The 18,244-nt window shown below is 68.1% G+C and carries 16 protein-coding genes; 13 read left to right on the top strand and 3 right to left on the bottom strand.

What is annotated here, in order from left to right; translation table 11 throughout:
- The first annotated feature begins 83 nt into the window (after positions 1–83).
- The 11 genes from FCU40_RS14030 (at position 84) to FCU40_RS13980 (ending at position 13,880) form a co-directional block, all read left to right on the top strand.
- Positions 84–1,895 (top strand): methyl-accepting chemotaxis protein, encoded by a 1,812-nt coding sequence (locus FCU40_RS14030; RefSeq protein WP_168075699.1) that lies wholly within the window; start codon positions 84–86, stop codon positions 1,893–1,895.
- Positions 1,896–1,977: 82 nt separating this feature from the next.
- The gene (locus FCU40_RS14025) at positions 1,978–3,771 is read left to right on the top strand and encodes a cation:proton antiporter (RefSeq protein ID WP_004615806.1); all 1,794 of its coding nucleotides are present in this window, start codon (positions 1,978–1,980) and stop codon (positions 3,769–3,771) included.
- Between the two features lie 145 nt (positions 3,772–3,916).
- Complete coding sequence (locus tag FCU40_RS14020) at positions 3,917–4,744, top strand: methyltransferase domain-containing protein (RefSeq protein ID WP_168075697.1); 828 nt, start codon at positions 3,917–3,919, stop codon at positions 4,742–4,744.
- A 58-nt stretch (positions 4,745–4,802) separates the two neighbouring features.
- Entirely contained in the window at positions 4,803–5,447 is a 645-nt protein-coding gene (locus FCU40_RS14015; protein ID WP_168075695.1) for a TetR/AcrR family transcriptional regulator, read from the top strand.
- Complete coding sequence (locus FCU40_RS14010) at positions 5,444–6,427, top strand: HlyD family efflux transporter periplasmic adaptor subunit (protein ID WP_168075693.1); 984 nt, start codon at positions 5,444–5,446, stop codon at positions 6,425–6,427. Before FCU40_RS14015 ends, FCU40_RS14010 begins: the two co-directional genes overlap by 4 nt.
- On the top strand, positions 6,424–7,344 hold the full coding sequence (locus FCU40_RS14005) for an ABC transporter ATP-binding protein (protein WP_004615802.1): 921 nt from the start codon (positions 6,424–6,426) through the stop codon (positions 7,342–7,344). The genes FCU40_RS14010 and FCU40_RS14005 overlap by 4 nt, the downstream gene beginning before the upstream one ends.
- Positions 7,341–8,513, top strand: a complete 1,173-nt coding sequence (locus FCU40_RS14000; RefSeq protein ID WP_004615801.1) for an ABC transporter permease — start codon at positions 7,341–7,343, stop codon at positions 8,511–8,513. Before FCU40_RS14005 ends, FCU40_RS14000 begins: the two co-directional genes overlap by 4 nt.
- Before the next feature lie 334 nt (positions 8,514–8,847).
- The gene (locus FCU40_RS13995; RefSeq protein WP_168075691.1) at positions 8,848–9,975 is read left to right on the top strand and encodes an OmpA family protein; all 1,128 of its coding nucleotides are present in this window, start codon (positions 8,848–8,850) and stop codon (positions 9,973–9,975) included.
- Between the two features lie 460 nt (positions 9,976–10,435).
- Positions 10,436–12,322: a ribonucleoside-diphosphate reductase subunit alpha gene (locus tag FCU40_RS13990; protein WP_168075689.1), complete on the top strand. Its 1,887-nt coding sequence runs from the start codon at positions 10,436–10,438 to the stop codon at positions 12,320–12,322.
- A 204-nt stretch (positions 12,323–12,526) separates the two neighbouring features.
- Positions 12,527–13,465 carry a lipid A-modifier LpxR family protein gene (locus FCU40_RS13985; RefSeq protein ID WP_168075687.1) on the top strand — a complete coding sequence of 313 codons (939 nt, stop codon included), beginning with the start codon at positions 12,527–12,529 and terminating at the stop codon, positions 13,463–13,465.
- 73 nt (positions 13,466–13,538) lie between these two features.
- Complete coding sequence (locus tag FCU40_RS13980; RefSeq protein ID WP_004615796.1) at positions 13,539–13,880, top strand: hypothetical protein; 342 nt, start codon at positions 13,539–13,541, stop codon at positions 13,878–13,880.
- Positions 13,881–14,039: 159 nt separating this feature from the next.
- Here the strand turns inward: FCU40_RS13980 and FCU40_RS13975 are convergent, their stop codons facing one another.
- On the bottom strand, positions 14,040–14,597 hold the full coding sequence (locus tag FCU40_RS13975; protein WP_168075685.1) for a TetR/AcrR family transcriptional regulator: 558 nt from the start codon (positions 14,595–14,597) through the stop codon (positions 14,040–14,042).
- Positions 14,598–14,659: 62 nt separating this feature from the next.
- Between FCU40_RS13975 and FCU40_RS13970 the strand changes: the two genes are divergently transcribed.
- Together FCU40_RS13970 and FCU40_RS13965 are read left to right on the top strand one after the other, a co-directional pair.
- Positions 14,660–15,070, top strand: coding sequence for a hypothetical protein (locus FCU40_RS13970; protein ID WP_168075683.1), 411 nt, complete (start codon positions 14,660–14,662; stop codon positions 15,068–15,070).
- Positions 15,071–15,105: 35 nt separating this feature from the next.
- Entirely contained in the window at positions 15,106–15,495 is a 390-nt protein-coding gene (locus FCU40_RS13965; protein ID WP_168075681.1) for a limonene-1,2-epoxide hydrolase family protein, read from the top strand.
- A gap of 48 nt (positions 15,496–15,543) precedes the next feature.
- Here FCU40_RS13965 and FCU40_RS13960 read toward each other — a convergent pair whose 3' ends face one another.
- Together FCU40_RS13960 and FCU40_RS13955 are read right to left on the bottom strand one after the other, a co-directional pair.
- Positions 15,544–16,968: a M20/M25/M40 family metallo-hydrolase gene (locus FCU40_RS13960; protein ID WP_168075679.1), complete on the bottom strand. Its 1,425-nt coding sequence runs from the start codon at positions 16,966–16,968 to the stop codon at positions 15,544–15,546.
- A gap of 86 nt (positions 16,969–17,054) precedes the next feature.
- Positions 17,055–18,119, bottom strand: coding sequence for an alpha/beta fold hydrolase (locus tag FCU40_RS13955; protein ID WP_168075677.1), 1,065 nt, complete (start codon positions 18,117–18,119; stop codon positions 17,055–17,057).
- Positions 18,120–18,244: the final 125 nt, after the last annotated feature.

The following is an 18,244-nucleotide window of genomic DNA, read 5'->3' as shown; positions in this document are numbered from 1 at the left end:
GGACGCGCCTTCCGACGCCCCTCGGTTCCTCGTCGGAAGGCGCGCCAGTTGTTCCACGCCATGGCGTGCTCGGGAGTACACGGATGTCTTTTCTGAAGAACATCTCCATCCGCAACAAGATCATGCTGTCGTTCGGCCTGCTGCTGGGCGCGGCGGTCGCGATGATTGTCAGTGTCTTCGTTGAACTGACCGGAATGCGCGAGGCCATCCGGCTGAATGAAGAAAGCAAGTCGATCATCGATCAGACCCAGACCGCCGAGAAGGGCGTCCTGCGCTTCAATTCGCAGATGCGCGGCGTGCTGCTGACCGGAAGCCCGAAGTACATGGACACCTATGTCGAGGGCTGGAACCAGTTCAACGCGGCGATCGCCGCGCTCGAGGCGGCGGATCTGACCGCCGAGGAGAAGGCCATCCTGGCCAAGGCAAAGGACGACTCCAAGGTCTGGCTGGCTCAATATGGCGCGCCGCTCACCCGTGCGGCGCTGGATCCGGCCTTGCGGGACTCGGGGCGCGAAACCCTGATCGCCGCCGGCGAGAAGGCGCGCGTCACCCATATCACCAAGGGCGTCGCCGCCGTTCGTAAGATCGAGCAGGCGCGGATGGCCGTTCGCGAAGCCGCACAGGAAAAGGCGATCTTCTCGTCGGTGGCCTTGCTGATCGGCGGCGGGATAGGTCTGTTGGTCATCGCCGTGGGCATGGGCTGGCAGCTCACCGCCCTGGTCGCCGCGCCCGTGGGCCGGATGACCCAGTCGATGCTGCGTCTGGCCGATGGCGACTACGCGGTCGAGACGCCCGACCGTGATCGCGCCGACGAGGTGGGCTCGTTGTCGCGGGCCTTCGAGACCTTCAAGGAAAACAGCCTCAAGGCCGTGCGTCTGGAGAACGAGACCAGCGCCATGCGCGAGTCGGCCGAGGCGGAGCGGGCCAAGACCGAGGCTCAACGGGCGCGGGACGCGGCCGAGGACCGCGCGGCGATCGAGGCGCTGGGCAAAGGCCTGCGCGCCCTGTCGAACGGCGACCTGACCCACCGCATCACCGAGACCCTGGCGCCCAAGAGCGTCCAGCTGAAGGACGATTTCAACAGCTCGATCGCCAAGCTGGAGACGGTCATCTCGGGCGTGCGCCACGCGGTCATGACGATGAGCGGCGGGGCGCGCGAGATCTCGGTGGCCTCCGACGACCTGGCGCGTCGCACTGAAAGGCAGGCCGCCAGCCTCGAGGAGACCGCCGCGGCGCTGGAGCAGATCACCTCGACCGTCAATCGCACCGCCGAGGGCGCGGGAAACGCGCGTTCGGCGGTCGGCGGCGCCAAGACCGACGCTGAAAACGGCGGCGAGGTCGCCGAACGGGCCGTGGCGGCGATGAGCGAGATCGAAAGCTCCTCGCGTCAGATCAGCCAGATCATCGGCGTGATCGACGAGATCGCCTTCCAGACCAATCTTCTGGCCCTGAACGCGGGCGTCGAAGCGGCTCGCGCCGGCGAGGCCGGTCGCGGGTTCGCGGTGGTGGCCCAGGAAGTCCGCGCCCTGGCTCAGCGCTCGGCCGAGGCCGCCAAGGAGATCAAGGCGCTGATCACCCTCTCGACCAATCAGGTCACGCTGGGCGTCGATTTGGTCGGCCAGACCGGCGAGGCGCTGCGGAGCATCGTCGCCAAGGTCATCGACGTCAGCAAGATCGTCGCCGAGATCGCCGCCTCTGCGCGCGAACAGGCCACCGGCCTGGGCGAGGTCAATGTCGCGGTCAATCAGATGGACCAGGTCACCCAGCAGAACGCCGCCATGGTCGAGCAGTCCACGGCCGCCAGCCACGGCCTGGCCCAGGAGGCCGACGACCTCGCCCGGCTGATGAGCCAGTTCAAGGTCGGCGATCCGCAGACCCAGAGGCTGGCGGCGTAGTCGAAAGTAGAGCCTGTCGGCCGGGTTTGGATTGTTCCATCCAGACCCGGCGGTTTAGGATGGCCTCCGCGAAGGAGGGCGTGTGGCGCACGAGGTATCCCCAGAGAGCTACAAGGACCTGGTCCTTTTCCTGGCGACCGCCGGCATCGTCGCGCCGCTGTTCAAGCGCCTGAGGATCAATCCGATCCTCGGCTATCTGCTGGCCGGGGTAATCCTGGGGCCCTTTGGCCTGGGGCGGTTCATCCCCGTCGCGCCCTGGCTGAACCACGTCACCGTCGACAAGCCCGACGAGATCGCCCAGCTGGCCGAGTTCGGCGTCGTCTTCCTGCTGTTCATGATCGGGCTGGAGCTGTCGTGGGAGCGGCTGCGCCTGATGCGCAAGCTGGTGTTCGGCCTGGGCGCGATCCAGGTGGTCGGCGGCTCGTTGGCCCTGGGCGCGGCCGCCATGTTGCTGGGCCAGGCGCCGATGGCCGCCCTGGCGATCGGCGCGGCCCTGACCTTGTCGTCCACCGCCATCGCCGTGCCGGTGCTGGCCGAGCGCCGTCGCCTGCATTCCGAGGCCGGACGCGCCACCTTCTCGGTGCTGCTGTTCCAGGACCTGGCCGTGGCGCCGATCCTGATCACCCTGGAGATCCTCGGGCGCGGCCACGGCGGCTTCCAGCCGCGCGACCTGATCTCGCTGGTCCCGGCGGGCATTGGCCTGGGCGTCATCGTCCTGGTCGGCCGCCTGGCGCTGCGGCCGATGATGCGCTCGGTCGCCAAGGCCAAGAGCGAAGAAATGTTCATGGCCGCCTGCCTGCTGGTGATCATCGGGGCGGGGCTGGTCAGCGCGCTGTCGGGGCTGTCGATGGCGCTGGGGGCCTTCGTGGCCGGGGTGCTGCTGGCCGAGACCGAGTACCGCCGCGAGGTCGAGGTCAAGATCGAGCCGTTCAAGGGCCTGCTGCTGTCGCTGTTCTTCGTGTCGCTGGGCATCCGGCTGGACCTCTCGCTGCTGGTCGCCCATCCGGCCCTGATCCTGGGCGCGGCGGCGGGCCTGCTGGTCGTCAAGGCGGCGGTGGTGTTCGGCGCCGGCCTGGCCATGGGGCTGGACCGCCGGGCGGCGATCGAGGCCGGCCTGATCCTGGCGGCGGGCGGCGAGTTCGCTTTCGTGCTGCTGGACAACGCCGTGGGCGCGGGCGTCGTGCCGGCCGCCATCGGCCACGCCGTGCTGGTCTCCGCGACCCTGACCATGTTCCTGATCCCGGCCCTGGCCGCGCTGGGCGGCCGCGTCGGACGCCGCGCGCCCGTCGCCCAGCCCAGCGAGGCGCCGCCCCGCTCCGCGCCGGTCCAGCATGTCGGCGATGAGCCCGCCGGCCAGGTTCTGATCGTCGGCTATGGCCGGGTCGGCAGGCTGGTGTCCGACATGCTGGGCCGCCACGACCTGCCCTGGCTGGCGGTCGAGCGCGACGCGCGTCTGGTGGAGCAGGGACGGCGCGAGGGCGGACGCATCTATTACGGCGACGCCTCGCGGCTGGAACTGCTGGAGCGCTGCGGCCTGGCCACCGCCAAGGCGGTGATCGTCACCATGGACTCCCCGGACTCGGCCGAGGCGGTGGTCGCCGCGACCCGAGCCGCGCGGCCGGACGTGTCGATCGTGGCGCGGGCCCGCGACGCCCGCCACGCCGCGCGGCTCTACGAGCTGGGCGCCACCGACGCGGTGCCCGAGACCATCGAGGCCAGCCTACAGCTGTCGGAAGCGGCGCTGGTCGACATCGGCGTGCCGATGGGCCTGGTCATCGCCTCGATCCACGAGCGCCGCGACGAATACCGCAAGGCGCTGAATCGCCCCGACGCCCTGGGCGGTCGCCGTCGCCGACTTCGCGACGCGAGTCTCTAGAGCCCTTTTATCCGATCTGATTGATCCAATCAGATCGGATAAAAGGGCTCTAAATCAAAAGTTTAGAGCATTTTTCGATCCGATAACCGTTTCACACTTATCGGAAAATGCTCTAGGTCGGTGGGCTTCGAAGAAGGAGCAGAGCATGGCCGGTAACCGCGACATGTCCGCCTATTGGGACCGGACTGGCCGGGTCTGGGTCGAGCAGCAGGAACTGCTGGACCGGCTGTTCGCGCCGATCGCCGAGGCGGTGATCGACCGCGCCGACTTGCGGAACGGCGAGCACGTGCTGGACGTCGGCTGCGGCGCCGGCGCGACCACCTTCGCGGCGGCCTGGCGGGTGGGACCCAGCGGGCGGTCGGTCGGCGTCGACATCTCGGCGCCGCTGGTCGAGCTGGCTCGGAGACGGGCGGGCGAGGCGGGGCTGGAGGGCGTGACGTTCCAGCTGGCCGACGCCCAGACCGAGGCCTTCCCGCCCGGCTTCGACGCCTTGGTGTCGCGCTTCGGGGTCATGTTCTTTCCCGATCCGGTCGCGGCTTTTGTCAATCTGCGGCGAGCGCTGAAGCCGGGCGGTCGCCTGGCCTTCGCCTGCTGGCGGGGGCCGGAGGACAATCCGATCTCGGAGGTTCCGTTGCGGGCCGCGGCGCCGTTCCTGACCGAGCTCCCGGCCTTCGAGCGGAACGCGCCGGGCCGCTTTGGCTTCGCCGATCCGGATCGGGTGCGGGGCGTTCTGGCGGAAAGCGGCTGGCGCGACGTCGCCATCGAGGCTCTGGACGACCCGACCCCGGTCAGCGCCGACGAACTGCTGACCATGAGCGTGCGCATCGGTCCGCTGAACCCGATCCTTGGCGCCCTGGACGAGGCGGCGCGGGAGCCGATCCGCGCGGCGGTCGCCAGGGCGCTTGAGCCCTATATCGAGAAAGGCGTGGCGCGCATGAACTCGGCTTGCTGGCTGGTCTCGGCCAAGGCTTGAGTTCGCTCGGGCGCGTCTGTATATAACCGGCCAGTCAGTTAATTGACGAGGCCGGCCCATGCAGCCCGGACAACCCAAATGGCGGCGGCGCAGCGAGGCGCGACCCGGCGAGATCACGCGGGCCGCGCTCGATGTCTTCGCCGAGAAGGGGTTCGCGGCTGCCAAGCTGGACGAGATCGCCGCCCGCGCCGGCATCTCCAAGGGCGCGCTCTATCTCTATTTCGAGACCAAGGAGGACATCTTCCGCGCGGTGGTGCGCGAGTCGGTGGCGCCCAATCTCGACATGGCCGAGACCATCCTGGCCCAGACGACCCTGCCCTTCGCGGACATGATGCGGCTGATGTTCGGCCGTGTCGGCGAGGTGGCGGAAACCACCCGCCTGGGCGCGGTGATCAAGCTGGTCATCGGCGAGTCGCGCAATTTCCCGGAACTGGCCCGCGTCTGGCATGACGAGGTGGTCAGCCGGACGCTGTCGGCGCTGAGCGGCGCCCTGTCCAGGGCCCAGGCGCGGGGCGAGCTGCGCCAAGGCGATCCGCGCTTGCACGCATTCAGCCTGATGGGGCCGCTGCTGATGGGCGTGGTCTGGCGCGAGACCTTCGTCCCCGTCGGCGCGCCGGACCTGGATCTGAAGGCGCTGATCGCGCAGCACGGCGAAACCGTTCTGGCCGGTCTGGCGCCGGCCCAGTCGGGGGCTTCGGCGTGAAGCCCGCGGTCCGCGTCGCCGCCGCCGTGGTCGGGCTGGGCGTCGCCGGCTTTCTGGGCTGGCGGCTGCTGGGCCCGGACGCCCATCGGCCGCCGCGCCTGTCCGGCTATGTCGAGGGCGAGACCCTTTATGTCGGCGCGCCGAACGCGGGGCTGGTCAGCGTCGTGGCCGTGCAGCGCGGCGACCGCGTCCAGGCCGGCCAGCCGCTGTTCGCCCTGGACGCGGCCCAGCCGACCGCCGCGCGCGACCAGGCCGCCGCCCAGGTGGCGCTGGCGGCGGCGCAGCTGAACGACGCCCGCAAGGGGCAGCGTCCGCAGGAACTGGCTGTCTATGACGCCGAGAAAGCCGCCGCCGAGGCCCAGGTCCGCCAGGCCCAGGCCGACTACGACCGCGTCGCGCCGCTGGTGGGCAAGGGCATCTACGCGCCGGCCAAGCTTGATCAGGTCAGGGCCGCGCTCGACAGCGCCCGCGCCAGCGCCGCCGAGGTCGCGCGGCGCAAGACCGTTGGCCAGCTGGGCCAACGCCCGGACGCCGTCCGCGCGGCGGAATCGGCCGTCGCCTCGGCCAAGGAGGCCCTGGCGGCGGCGCAGAACCGACTGGATCAGATCAGCCCTAGCGCGCCGGTCGCCGCCCGGGTGCAGGACGTCTTCTATCAGCCCGGCGAATGGACGGCGGCCAACCAGCCGATCGTCGCCCTGCTGTCCGACGCCCGCGTGCGTCTGCGCTTCTTCGTTCCCGAGCGCGACGTCGCCCGCTACGCGCCCGGAACGACGGTGCGCTTCAGCTGCGACGGCTGCGGACCCGAGCGCTCGGCGGTGATCAACTATGTCAGTCCCCGGTCGGAGTTCACCCCGCCGGTGATCTACAGCCGCGAGGCCCGCCAGCGCCTGGTGTTCCTGGTCGAGGCTCGGCCCGACGCCGGGCCGGCGCTCGCCCCGGGCCAGCCGGTCGACGTGGTCCCGCTGGGGGGCGAGCGGTGATCGATCTGGCGGTCGACGTCCGGGGGCTGAACAAGAGTTTCGGCCCGCGCCACGTGGTGCGCGACGTCTCGATCCAGGTCGGCCGGGGGCGGATCACCGGCTTCCTGGGGCCTAACGGCTCGGGCAAGACCACGACCTTGCGGATGCTGTGCGGCCTGCTCACGCCCGACAGCGGCGAGGGGCGGGTGCTGGGCCTGGATTTCCGGCGCGACGCCGAGGCGGTCAAGCGCCAGACCGGCTACATGACCCAGAAGTTCTCGCTCTACGAGGACCTGTCGATCGAGGAGAACCTGGCGTTCGTCGCGCGGGTGCACGAACTGGACCGGCGGCGCGAGCGGATCCAGGAAAGCCTGGACCGCCTGGGCCTGAGCGCCCGGCGCAAACAGCTGGCCGGGTCGTTGTCGGGCGGCTGGAAGCAGCGCCTGGCCCTGGCCGCCAGCGTGATGCACGAGCCCAAGCTGCTGCTGCTGGACGAGCCGACGGCCGGCGTCGATCCCAAGGCTCGCCGCGAGTTCTGGGACGAGATCCACGCCCTGTCGGCGGGCGGCCTGACCGTGATGGTCTCGACCCACTACATGGACGAGGCCGAGCGCTGCCACGACATCGCCTATATCGCCTATGGCAAGCTGATGGCGCGCGGGACGGCCGGGGCGGTGATCGCCGACTCGGGCCTGATCACCTTCCGCGCCGAAGGGGCCGGCGCCGACCGTCTGGCCGACGAGCTGGCGGCCAAGCCGGGGGTGATCATGGCCGCCCCGTTCGGCGCGGCCCTGCATGTCAGCGGCGTCGACCGCGCGGCGCTGGAGGCGGCTATCGCGCCCTATCGCCGGCCGCCCCTGAGCTGGACCGAGGTCGCGCCGACGCTCGAGGACGTGTTCATCCGGCTGATGAGCCAGTCGTCGGACAATTTCCAATGAGCGGGGCGGCGGATCGCGGCCGGGCCTCCGGAGGTCTTTCCGGCGCGCGCATCCTGGCCGTGCTGATCAAGGAGTTCATCCAGCTCACCCGCGACCGGCTGACCTACGCCATGATCCTGGTGATGCCGATCGTGCAGCTGCTGCTGTTCGGCTATGCGATCAACAACGATCCCCGCGACCTGCCGACCGCGGTTCTGGTCCAGGACCAGGGACCGATGGCGCGTTCGACCCTGTCGGCCCTGGTCAACACCGGCTATTTCAAGATCGTCCGCGCCGCGTCCTCGCCCGGCGAGCTGGACGAGGCCGTGGCGCGCGGCGAGGTCCAGTTCGCCCTGACCATTCCGGCCGACTTCACGCGGCGCGTGGCGCGCGGCGATGACGCCCAGATCCTGGTCGAGGCCGACGCCTCGGACCCCGCCGCCACCGGCGGGGCGATCGCGGCGCTGTCCAGCCTGCCGACCACGGCCCTGTCGCGCGATCTGGTCGGCGCTGTCGCTCAGCGGGGTCAGGGCGCGTCGGCGAGCGCGCCGTTCGCGGTGGTGATCCACCGCCGCTACAATCCCGAGGCCATCACCGCCTACAACATCGTGCCGGGCCTGCTGGGCGTGATCCTGTCGATGACTCTGGTGATGATGACGGCCTTGGGCGTCACGCGAGAGTACGAGCGCGGCACGATGGAGAGCCTGCTGGCCACGCCGGCGCGGCCGATCGAGGTGATGATCGGCAAGCTGGCGCCGTATGTGGCGGTCGGGCTGATCCAGACGGCGGTGATCCTGGTGCTGGCCCGCGCGCTGTTCCAGGTCCCGATGGCCGGCGGCTGGGTCGCCCTCTCGCTGGGCGTCATGCTGTTCATCGTCGGCTCGCTGGCCCTGGGCTTTCTGATCTCGACCCTGGCCCGCACCCAGCTGCAGGCGATGCAGATGTCGTTCTTCTACATGATGCCGTCGATGCTGCTCTCGGGCTTCATGTTCCCGTTCCGAGGGATGCCGGGCTGGGCTCAGGCCCTGGGCGACGTGATTCCGGTGACGCATTTTCTTCGGGTGGTGCGCGGCGCCCTGCTCAAGGGGCTGGACGTGGCTCAGCTATGGTCAAGTCTTTCCGCGCTCGGACTGTTCGTCCTGGTGATCTCCGCGTTGGCGATGGCGCGCTACAGAACGACCCTGGACTGACCGATATCCTGTCTGGACTTGGATTTAGGGCGCTCAAGGTGGGGATTTTTGGCGACTGTCGCCGCTTGTCGGGCCTTTTCCTCGGCTCAAGCCCTTGCGCCGGACCTATTCACGTGCGAACGCAAAGACGCTGACGCTTCCCATAAGCGGATGTTGGCGGACACGCTCGGATGTTGATTCTGAGGGGCGGTCTTGTTTAGCTTTCCTGAGCAATAGCGAAGGGGCGAAACCTGACGAGTGTGTCTTTGCTGACACTTTCCCGTGGCGTTCGCCTTGGTATAACGATGCTCGGTCGGTATCCGGCCTGGGCAGGGCAATAGAGGGCTCTTCAACGATGAAACTCAACCTCCTGGCGGGAGCTGCTCTGGCCGCGGTGTTCGCCGCGTCGGGCGTTTCGGCCCAAGAGACCGGCTGGTACGGCGCGGTCGATCTTGGCTATCACTGGCCGCAAGCCATCAAGTCCGAGTCGGAAGTGAATGCGCCGGACGGCGATCATTATCACTGGGCTTGGAAGTCTAAGGACGACTGGGCGGGCTTCGTCCGTCTGGGCTACCAGTTCGACCCGCACTGGCGCGCTGAAGTCGAAGGCGGCTACCGCCCCGGCGACCTGAAGGCCGTTCACGGTCCGGGCGTGCGCACCCCGGTTGGTCTCTGCACCCCCGGCGTGACGCGCACGGCCGCTTCCGCCGTCTGCGGCGCTCCGGACGGCTCGATCGAGTCCTGGACCCTGATGGCGAACGTCCTTTACGACTTCGCCCCGAATTCGTGGATCAACCCGTTCGTCGGCGTCGGCGTCGGCATCAACCGTCTGGACGTCAAGGCCCTGGGCCAGTTCAGCAACGTCGGCGCTATTTCCGCGACGAACGCCGCGATCCAAAACCTGTCGGTCGACGACAACGACATGGCCGTGGCCTACCAAGCCATCGCCGGCGCTTCGATCAAGGCTTCGGACAAGCTGAAGATTGACTTCACCTACCGCTATATCAGCGGTGCTGATCACTCTTGGCAGACGACGGGTTCGGGCGCCTTGGCGCCGGGCGCGTTCACCGGCGAGTACAAGGACCAGTCGCTGACCGTGGGTCTGCGCTACTCGTTCGCGTCGCCGCCGCCCCCGCCGCCGCAGTACGAGGCTCGCGAGTTCATTGTGTACTTCCCGTTCGACCAATCGGTCCTGACGGCGGACGCGCAATCGGTGGTCACGGAAGCGGCTAAGTACGCCAACGCCGGTCACGCCACGAAGATCGTGGTCGTCGGTCACACCGACACCTCGGGTTCGGTGAAGTACAACATCAAGCTGTCGGAACGCCGCGCCAAGGCCGTCGCCGACGCTCTGGTGTCGCAAGGCGTGCCGCAGTCCGTGCTCGGCGTGGACTGGAAGGGCAAGAGCCAACCGGCCGTCGCCACCGGCGATGGCGTGAAGGAACCGCTGAACCGCCGTTCCACGATCTCGATCAACTTCTAAGATCGAATCACATTGCTACGGGGAGGGCCCGGCGGAAACGCCGGGCCCTTTCTCTTTGGGCGGCGCTTTGGCGTTTCGCGGGCGCGCCGATCTTGCCCCCAAAGGCCGGGCGGCGAGGCTTTCGCCGAGGCCTCCCTGGGCCTCCGTTGACGCGGTCCTGTCCACCGCGCGCCCCTATCCCTTGTGGTCCGTCTGTTAGCGAACGACGTTGTCCGGGGGCGGATGTCTGGGAGCCGCTTGCGGCCTCCTGTCGCGCCTGAAAAAAGTTCGCTGGCGCAACCCGTTGATCCTGCCTCACAAGTTCGCGGCGTGCACAGTTTGTTAACGAAAAACTCGCCCGCGAGGCGTTGACGAGTCATTCACCACTATGGCCCCATATGTGGGTTGAGGGGGCTCCTCAGCCACAACATGTAGCGGCTGGCCGGGGTGTTTCCCTTCTCCGGAACACGCTGATTGAGCAATGGATTCGGTCATGAACGGCAGTGAAGCGGTGAAGACGAGCGTTCGGAACGAAGCCCGGCTGACGGCGATCAAGCCGTCGCAACGACCCCAGCTGGCGCTGGTGCGCAAGGTCGAGGTCGACCGGTCGCGCGACGCCTTGCTGACCGATTTCGGCAAGACCACGCTGGAAGACCGCTATCTCCTGCCGGGCGAAAGCTATCAGGACATGTTCGCGCGCGTCGCCACGGCCTTCGCCGACGACGCCGACCACGCCCAGCGCGTCTACGACTATATGAGCCGCCTGTGGTTCATGCCGGCCACGCCGGTGCTGTCGAATGGCGGCGCCGATCGCGGCCTGCCGATCAGCTGCTTCCTGAACGCCGTGAACGACAGCCTGGACGGCATCCTCGGCGTCTGGAACGAGAACGTCTGGCTGGCGGCCAATGGCGGCGGCATCGGCACCTACTGGGGCGGCGTCCGCTCGATCGGCGAGAAGGTCAAGGGCCAGGGCCAGACCTCGGGCATCATCCCCTTCATCCGCGTGATGGACTCGCTGACCCTGGCGATCAGCCAAGGCTCGCTGCGCCGCGGCTCGGCCGCCGTCTATCTCGACATCCACCACCCGGAGATCGAGGAGTTCCTCGAAATCCGCAAGCCGTCGGGCGACTTCAACCGCAAGTCCCTGAACCTGCACCACGGCATCAACATCACGGACGAATTCATGTTCGCCGTGCGCGACGGCAAGAAGTTCGGCCTGCGCTCGCCCAAGACCGGCGAAGTGCTGCGCGAGGTCGACGCCCGCGCCTTGTGGCAGAAGGTGCTGGAGCTGCGCCTGCAGACCGGCGAGCCCTATCTGATCTTCTCGGACAGCGTGAACCGCGCCATGCCCCAGCACCAGCGGGAGCTGGGCCTGAAGGTGCGGCAGTCGAACCTGTGCAGCGAGATCATGCTGCACACCGGCACGGACCATCTGGGCAACGAGCGCACCGCCGTCTGCTGCCTGTCGTCGGTCAACGCCGAAACCTTCCTGGAATGGCGCGACCATCCGCTGTTCATTGAGGACGTCATGCGCTTCCTCGACAACGTTCTGCAGGACTTCATCGATCGCGCCCCCGACGCGGCCTCGACGGCCGCCTACGCCGCCATGCGCGAGCGTTCGGTGGGCCTGGGCCTGATGGGCTTCCACAGCTTCCTGCAAAGCCAGAACGTGCCGTTCGAGAGCGCCCTGGCCAAGAGCTGGAACATGCGGATGTTCAAGCACCTGCGCCGCGAGGCCGACAAGGCCTCGATCAAGCTGGGCGAAGAGAAGGGCCCGTGCCCCGACGCCGCCGACCGCGGCTCCATGGAACGCTTCTCGCACAAGCTGGCCATCGCCCCGACCGCCTCGATCTCGATCATCTGCGGCGGCACGTCGGCGGGCATCGAGCCGATCCCGGCCAACATCTACACTCACAAGACCCTGTCGGGCTCCTTCGCGGTCAAGAACCCCTATCTGGAGAAGCTGCTCGAGGAGAAGGGCCATAACACCGACGCGGTGTGGGGCTCGATCCTGGAGCACGAGGGTTCGGTCCAGCACCTGGACTTCCTGAGCCAGGACGACAAGGACGTCTACAAGACCGCCTTCGAGCTGGACCAGCGCTGGGTGATCGAACTGGCCGCCGACCGCACGCCGGAAATCTGCCAGAGCCAGTCGGTCAACGTCTTCCTGCCGGGCGACGTCGACAAGTGGGACCTCCACATGCTGCACTGGTCGGCCTGGGAGCGCGGCGTGAAGAGCCTGTACTACCTGCGCTCCAAGTCGGTGCAACGCGCGGCCTACGCCGGCGCCGAGGGCAAGGGCGAGGCGGCGGGCGGCTTCGACGCTCCGGCCAAGACCGACTACGAGGAATGCCTGGCCTGCCAGTAGGCCGGCGGCCCTTCAAACAGGCATTCAGAAGGACATAGGACGGCGGCGCGGGCGATCGCGCCGCCGTCGCGCGTTTGGGCGGGCGGCTCCGAAATAAGGCGGAACCTTGGTCGATGATCGCGGTTCATCCTGTGCGCTTCCGTCGCGATGGACAGACGCTGCGAAGCGCGTAGGCTGAGTGTCCATTGGGATGGGGATTCCGCGATGCGGACCGCTGGGGAGCGAACCGTCTTTTGCGCCATGGCCGTGATCGCGGCCATCAGCGTCCACGCGACCTTGGCCCATGCCGGGCAGTCGGCCGCCGCCAAGATGTCCTTCGTCGTCAAACCCGAGGCGGATCGTACGATCATCCCGCCCGCTAGCGGGGCGGGCTTCGCGGCGCTGGATCCCGCCGCGTCCGAGGCCAGGCTGGAGGGCGGCTTCGCCCTTTCTCCCGCTGGAACGGCGGGCGACGCCCGCCTTCTGGACGGCGACCGCTATTACGCGGGCGTCGGGCCGGTGAGCTGGCGCTCGAACGCCTTCACACACCAGGCCGAACCCGGCGGGCCGATAGACTCGGTGCGCGTCTCGGTCGGCGGCGTGGCCCGCGTGGCGGCCGTTGCGCCCCTGGTCCTGGTTCGCCCCGGCGCCGAGGCCTACGAGGCGCGCGATGTCGACGTCACCGTCACGCGCGGCTGGCCGGCGGCGATGCAATTTGGCGACGGCAAGTACGCCCTGGACGTCACCCCGCACGCCGGCGTGGGCTTCGGCGGCAGCGGCGGCTCGGCGGAGGCCGGCGCCACGGTGCGCCTGGGCAAGGCGATGAAGGGGCAGGTCCAGGATGCCTTGGGCCTGCACGACGGCGACGCGACCTTCGGCGACCGGGGGCGCTGGTACATCTACGCCGCCGCCAGCGGGCGCGCGGTCGGCTTCAACATGCTGCGCGGCCAGAACGGCGACTGGAGCCGGGCCGGCTTGACCCAGGACGCCGCCAGCCGCCTGATCGGCGACAGCCAGGCCGGCGTTGCCTGGCGGCGCGGACCCATGCAGGCGTCGCTGGGCTATATCCATCGCGAGATCCGCGCCAAGGACGGCATCATGGGTTTGGCCACCCAGAAGGACGACGTCGTGGCTCTGTCCTTCAGTTTGAAGCCGCGCTGGTAAGTCCTATAAGGCTTGTGTTTCGGGCCGCTTTCATGCAGCAAGCCCGGGTCCTTCCACAGCCGCCAGCGATGTCATGAGCGAAAGCGAGCCCCCGCGCCGCAAGACCCTGAGCCTCAAGAGCCCGGTCGCCGCCCCCGGCGGGCCGCCGCCGCTTGAGCGCATGGTCAAGCCGTCGGCTCGCACGACCGTGTTCACGCCTCAGGCCGCGCCACCGCCGCCGCCTCCGCCGCCCGCGCCCACCGGCGACTGGAAGTGCAAGCCGTGCGGCACGCGCTTCGACCCGCCGGCCGAGCTGGCCGACGAGGACTCGGTCCGCTGCCCCTCGTGCAACGCCCGCCTGGGGCTGGCCAGCGACTTCCGCGCCGATCCGCCCAATGTGGCCAAGCTGCGCGCGCGCTGGCTGAAGAAGGCCTGAAAGAAAACATTCCCGCCCCGCCATCGTGGCCGGGACCGCCTAGAGCGTGATAGCCGAAAGTGTAAGCGGTTTCGGCGGTTATCACGCTCTAAATGTTTGATTTAGAGCCTTATCCGCTCGAATGATTCCATTCGAGCGGATAAGGCTCTAGGATATCGGTCATCCAAGCTCGGCCAGGGCCTCCAGGGTCTCTACCGCCTGGCAAGCCTGGTCGTGGCCGGCTCCGACCTCGACCAGCACGAGACCATCGACGAGCGCTAGGATCATTGCCGCCATCCCTTCGCGGGCAGGGCCCGACGGAGCGTCGATGCGGTGTTCGATCCAGTCGAGAAAGGCCTGCGTCACCTGTTTCGCGATGTCCCCGAAAGGGGCTTCGTCGCGCGCCGCCGCGCCGATCACTTCCAGCCAGAGGCGCATATAGGGCAGAAAATCCTGATCGAGGACGAAGCGCCCCGCCAGCGCCATCAGCGCCGCCGGTTTCATGGCCGCGCCTTCGGGAACAGCCAGGCTCAGCCGCTGGGCCATGTCGAAGGCCAGGCGTCGCATCACCTCGGTCATCACTTCCGCCTTGTCGGCGAAATAGTAGAGCAACATGCGGTCGCTGACGCCCGCGGCCGCGGCGAGCTGGCGCAGGCTGGTCTGGGACAAGCCCGTCCCCAAAAGGTGGGCCATCAAGGCCTCGAGCACGCGTTCGCGCTGTTCCTCTCGGATCGCCATCGATCACCTCTTGTAGCGATCGCTACATACGCTAATCTGTAGCGACCGCTACAGGAGTCCCCATGACGCCTTCTCTCTACGAGGTTATGCCCTGGTTCGCAGCCCTGGGCTTCGTCTTCCTCGGGGCGACGCACGCCGCCGGCCGTCCGCCCTTGCGTGGATCTTGGATCGGACCGGCCGTTCTGGCTGGCCTTCTCACCGCATGGTCTCTGGCGACCATCGCGCGTGAAGGCTTCGCGGCCGTGTGGGCGGAGCACACGCGAAACGCCTGGGGCAATCAGATCTGGTTCGACCTGCTGATGGCGGCGGGCCTCGCCGCCGTGCTGCTTTTCCCCCGCGCTCGGGCCGTGGGAATGCATCCCCTGCCCTGGCTGGCCTTCGTGGCGGCCAGCGGAAGCATCGGTCTCTACGTCATGGCCGCCCGATGCCTCTACCTGGAGCAGCGACGTCAAGTCCGCGCCGCCACGACCTGATCCCGCCATACGTCGCGAGCCAAGAGACCCCCGACATGCCCAACCCGGCCCAATCACCTTCCGAGGTCGTCCACGCCTTCCTCAAGGCGATGGAGCGGCTGGCCTACGATGAGGCCCAGCCCTACCTCGACCCCCGTTGCGAGTACACGAACCCGCCGCCCATCGGGACAGTGCGCGGTCCCGAGGGCGTTCGCGCGGTCCTGGAGCCGTTCTTCGCGCCCACGCTGGAAAACCAATTCCTGGTCCTGCGTGAAGCGACCGCCGGGGGCCTGGTCTTTCTGGAGCGGCTGGATCGCCACCGCCTGGCCAGCGGCTGGGTCGAGCTTCCGGTCGCGGGCGTGTTCGAAGTCTCCGATGGGAAGATCCGCTCCTGGCGTGACTATTTCGATGCTCAGACCCTGCTAAGCCACTGGCCGGCTTCGTAGACAGTCTCTAGAGGCCAGGGCCTTGCCGCCCTAAGTCAGCCGACGCCTTCAGTCGGCGTCGGCGTAGATCTTCACCAGCTCAGTCAGCAGCTCGCGGCCCGTGTATAGCGCCCGAACCGCCAGGCGCTCATTGAGGCCGTGCGTGCCGTTGCCGTCCGGGTCGCTGAACGTCCCCGGCGGGCCGTAGGACGGGATGCCGATCGCCTCGAGGAAGATGCCGTCGGTCGCGCCGGTCGACATGGTGGGAACCAGCGGCGCGCCCGGATAGTACTTGGCGACCAGCTTTTCCGCCGGGCCGATCACCTTGGGATCCAGCGGCGGCGGTTGGGCCAGCGGCCCGCGCATCGGCCGGGTCGTGACCGTGACCTTGGGATCGTTGATCGCCGCCGCCAGCGCCGCGCGGACGCTTTCGACGGTCTCGCCGGGGAAGACCCGGCAGTTGATGTTGGCGCTGGCCCGCTGGGGCAGGGCGTTGTCGGCGTGGCCCCCGGTCAGCGTCGTGGCGACGCAGGTGGTGCGCAGCATCGAGTGGTAGCTGCGATCGGTGTTGACGATGGCCTCGGCCGCCTTGTCGGTCGGGTCCTTCGATAGCGCCACCATCGCCTTGCCCAGGTCGTCGCCCCGCGCGGCGCCGGCGCGGGCGAAGAAGGCCTGGGTCGTCGGGCTCATCCGCAGCGGAAATTCAAGATCCCGGATCCGCGTCAGCGCGTCGGCCAGCTCGTAGATGGCGTTGTCGCGAACCGGAACCGAGCTATGGCCGCCCGGATTGGTCGTCTCGACCCGGAACTGCGCCACCGCCTTTTCGCCGACATGCATACTGGCGGTCACGACCTTGCCCTTACCGTCGGTGCGCCCGCCGCCGCCCTCGTTCAGCGCGAATTCCGCGGCGACCAGATCGGGCCGGTTCTTGGTCAGCCATTCGGCTCCGTTGAACGGCGAGCCGCCTTCCTCGCCGCAGGTCAGGGCCAGCTTGATCGCGCGCTTGGGGCGATAGCCCTGGGCCTTGAAGCGCGTCATGGCGTCGATCCAGATGGCGTCCATGGCCTTCATGTCCGCCGTACCCCGGCCATAGAAGTAGCCGTTCTCCTCGACCAGCTTGTACGGGTCGCGGGTCCAGTCCTCGCGCTTGGCCACGACCACGTCGAGATGGCCCAGAAGCAGCAGCGGCTTCAGCGTCTTGGAGGTTCCGGGCAGGACGGCGACGATGCCGCCCTCCTTGGGGTAGTTCGGGTCGGCGAAGCGCGTGATCTGGCCGTCGCCATAGCCGGCCTGGCGCAGGCGCGCCTCGATCTTGTCCGCCAAGGCCGTGCAGCTGCCCGTCGTGGCGCTGGTGTCGGTCTCGACCAGCTCCTGATAGAGCGCGCGAAACGCGGTCTGGTCCGGGCGAAGCGGAGCCGGCGTTTGCGCCCGCGCCGCCGCCGGCAGCGCCGCCGCCAGAGCGAAGGCGGTCAGAAATTTCGTCGATGGCCGCATCAAGGCCTCCCCCTTTTGCCTGAACGGCATAGAGGCATGTCCGGCGCCGCTTGAGAACCGTCCGCGTTCGACAGGCCGATATGCGCCTATTGCGAAAGCAGCTTCGCCAAATCCGTCTTCCAGAACCGGGCCGAGGTGTGCGTGCCGTGGCCACGGGTTTCGACCGAGGCTGGGATCAGCACGAAGCGCGCCATCGGCATCCGTTTGACCATGCGCTCGGCAAGGCCCAACTCGGGCGGATTGATGAAGTCATCGGCCGAGTTCACCCAGAGCACCGGCACGGTGATCTTCTCCAGCCCCGGCGACGGGTCATAGTCGCGCGAGGCGTCCAGGTAGTAGAGCGCGTCATTGGCCTCGTAGGCGCTGGTCATGCGCGCGAAGGACTGCTCCAGCACCTTGTCGGCCGCTTCGCGGGTCGGATACTGGGCCTGAAGCGCGATCGGATTGGCGCCGGCGATGATCTGCAGGTCGGCGGCGGCGCGGATGCCCGCGATCGGCTGGGTCGTGTAGTTCCCGTTCATCCAGGCGGGGTCGGCCTTGATCGCGTCGATGGCCATCTTGCGCCACATGCGATTGCGGCCGGCCAGGGCGACCGTGTTGCAGGCGAACGGCGCCAGGCGCTCAGCGAATCCTGGATAGGTCTCGCCCCAGACAAAGGCGTGCATGCAGCCCATGGACGTACCCAGGATCAGCTTCAGCCGCGTTACGCCCAGGCCCTCGACCAGCAATCTGTGCTGCAAGGCGACCATGTCGTCGTAGTCGTAGTGCGGAAACGCCATCCGCAGGCCGTCGCTGGGCTTGGACGAGCCTCCGTGGCCTATGTTGTCGGGCAGGATCACGAAGGTCTTGCCGATGTCCAGCGGCTGGCCCGGGCCGTAGAGTTCGTCGGCGAACACCGGAACCAGGAAGTTCTTGCCCGAGCCGCCCGTGCCATGCAGCACCATGACCGCGTTGTCGATCCGCCCCTTGGCGTCGCGGTGCGGCGTGCCCAGCGTCGTGTAGTGCAACCGGACCTCCGCCAGCGTCTCGCCCGACTTGAAGGTGACGTCGCGGGCGATGAAGTCGCCCTCTTTGGTCGGCCAATCGGCGGCGCGGGTCGAGACAGGGAGCAAAAGGGCGAGCGCCAGAAGCGCGAGGATCGAGCGTTTCATGCGGCGAGCCTAGAGCCTTATCCGCTCGAATGGAATCATTCGGGCGGAAAAAAGGCTCTAAATCAAACATTTAGAGCGTGATAACCGCCGAAACCGCTCACACTTTCGGCTATCACGCTCTAGCT

Source organism: Caulobacter sp. SSI4214 (genome assembly GCF_012184455.1).
In the GTDB taxonomy this organism is placed as follows: Bacteria; Pseudomonadota; Alphaproteobacteria; order Caulobacterales; family Caulobacteraceae; genus Caulobacter; species Caulobacter vibrioides_E.
This window is presented reverse-complemented; position numbering and strand designations above follow the sequence as displayed.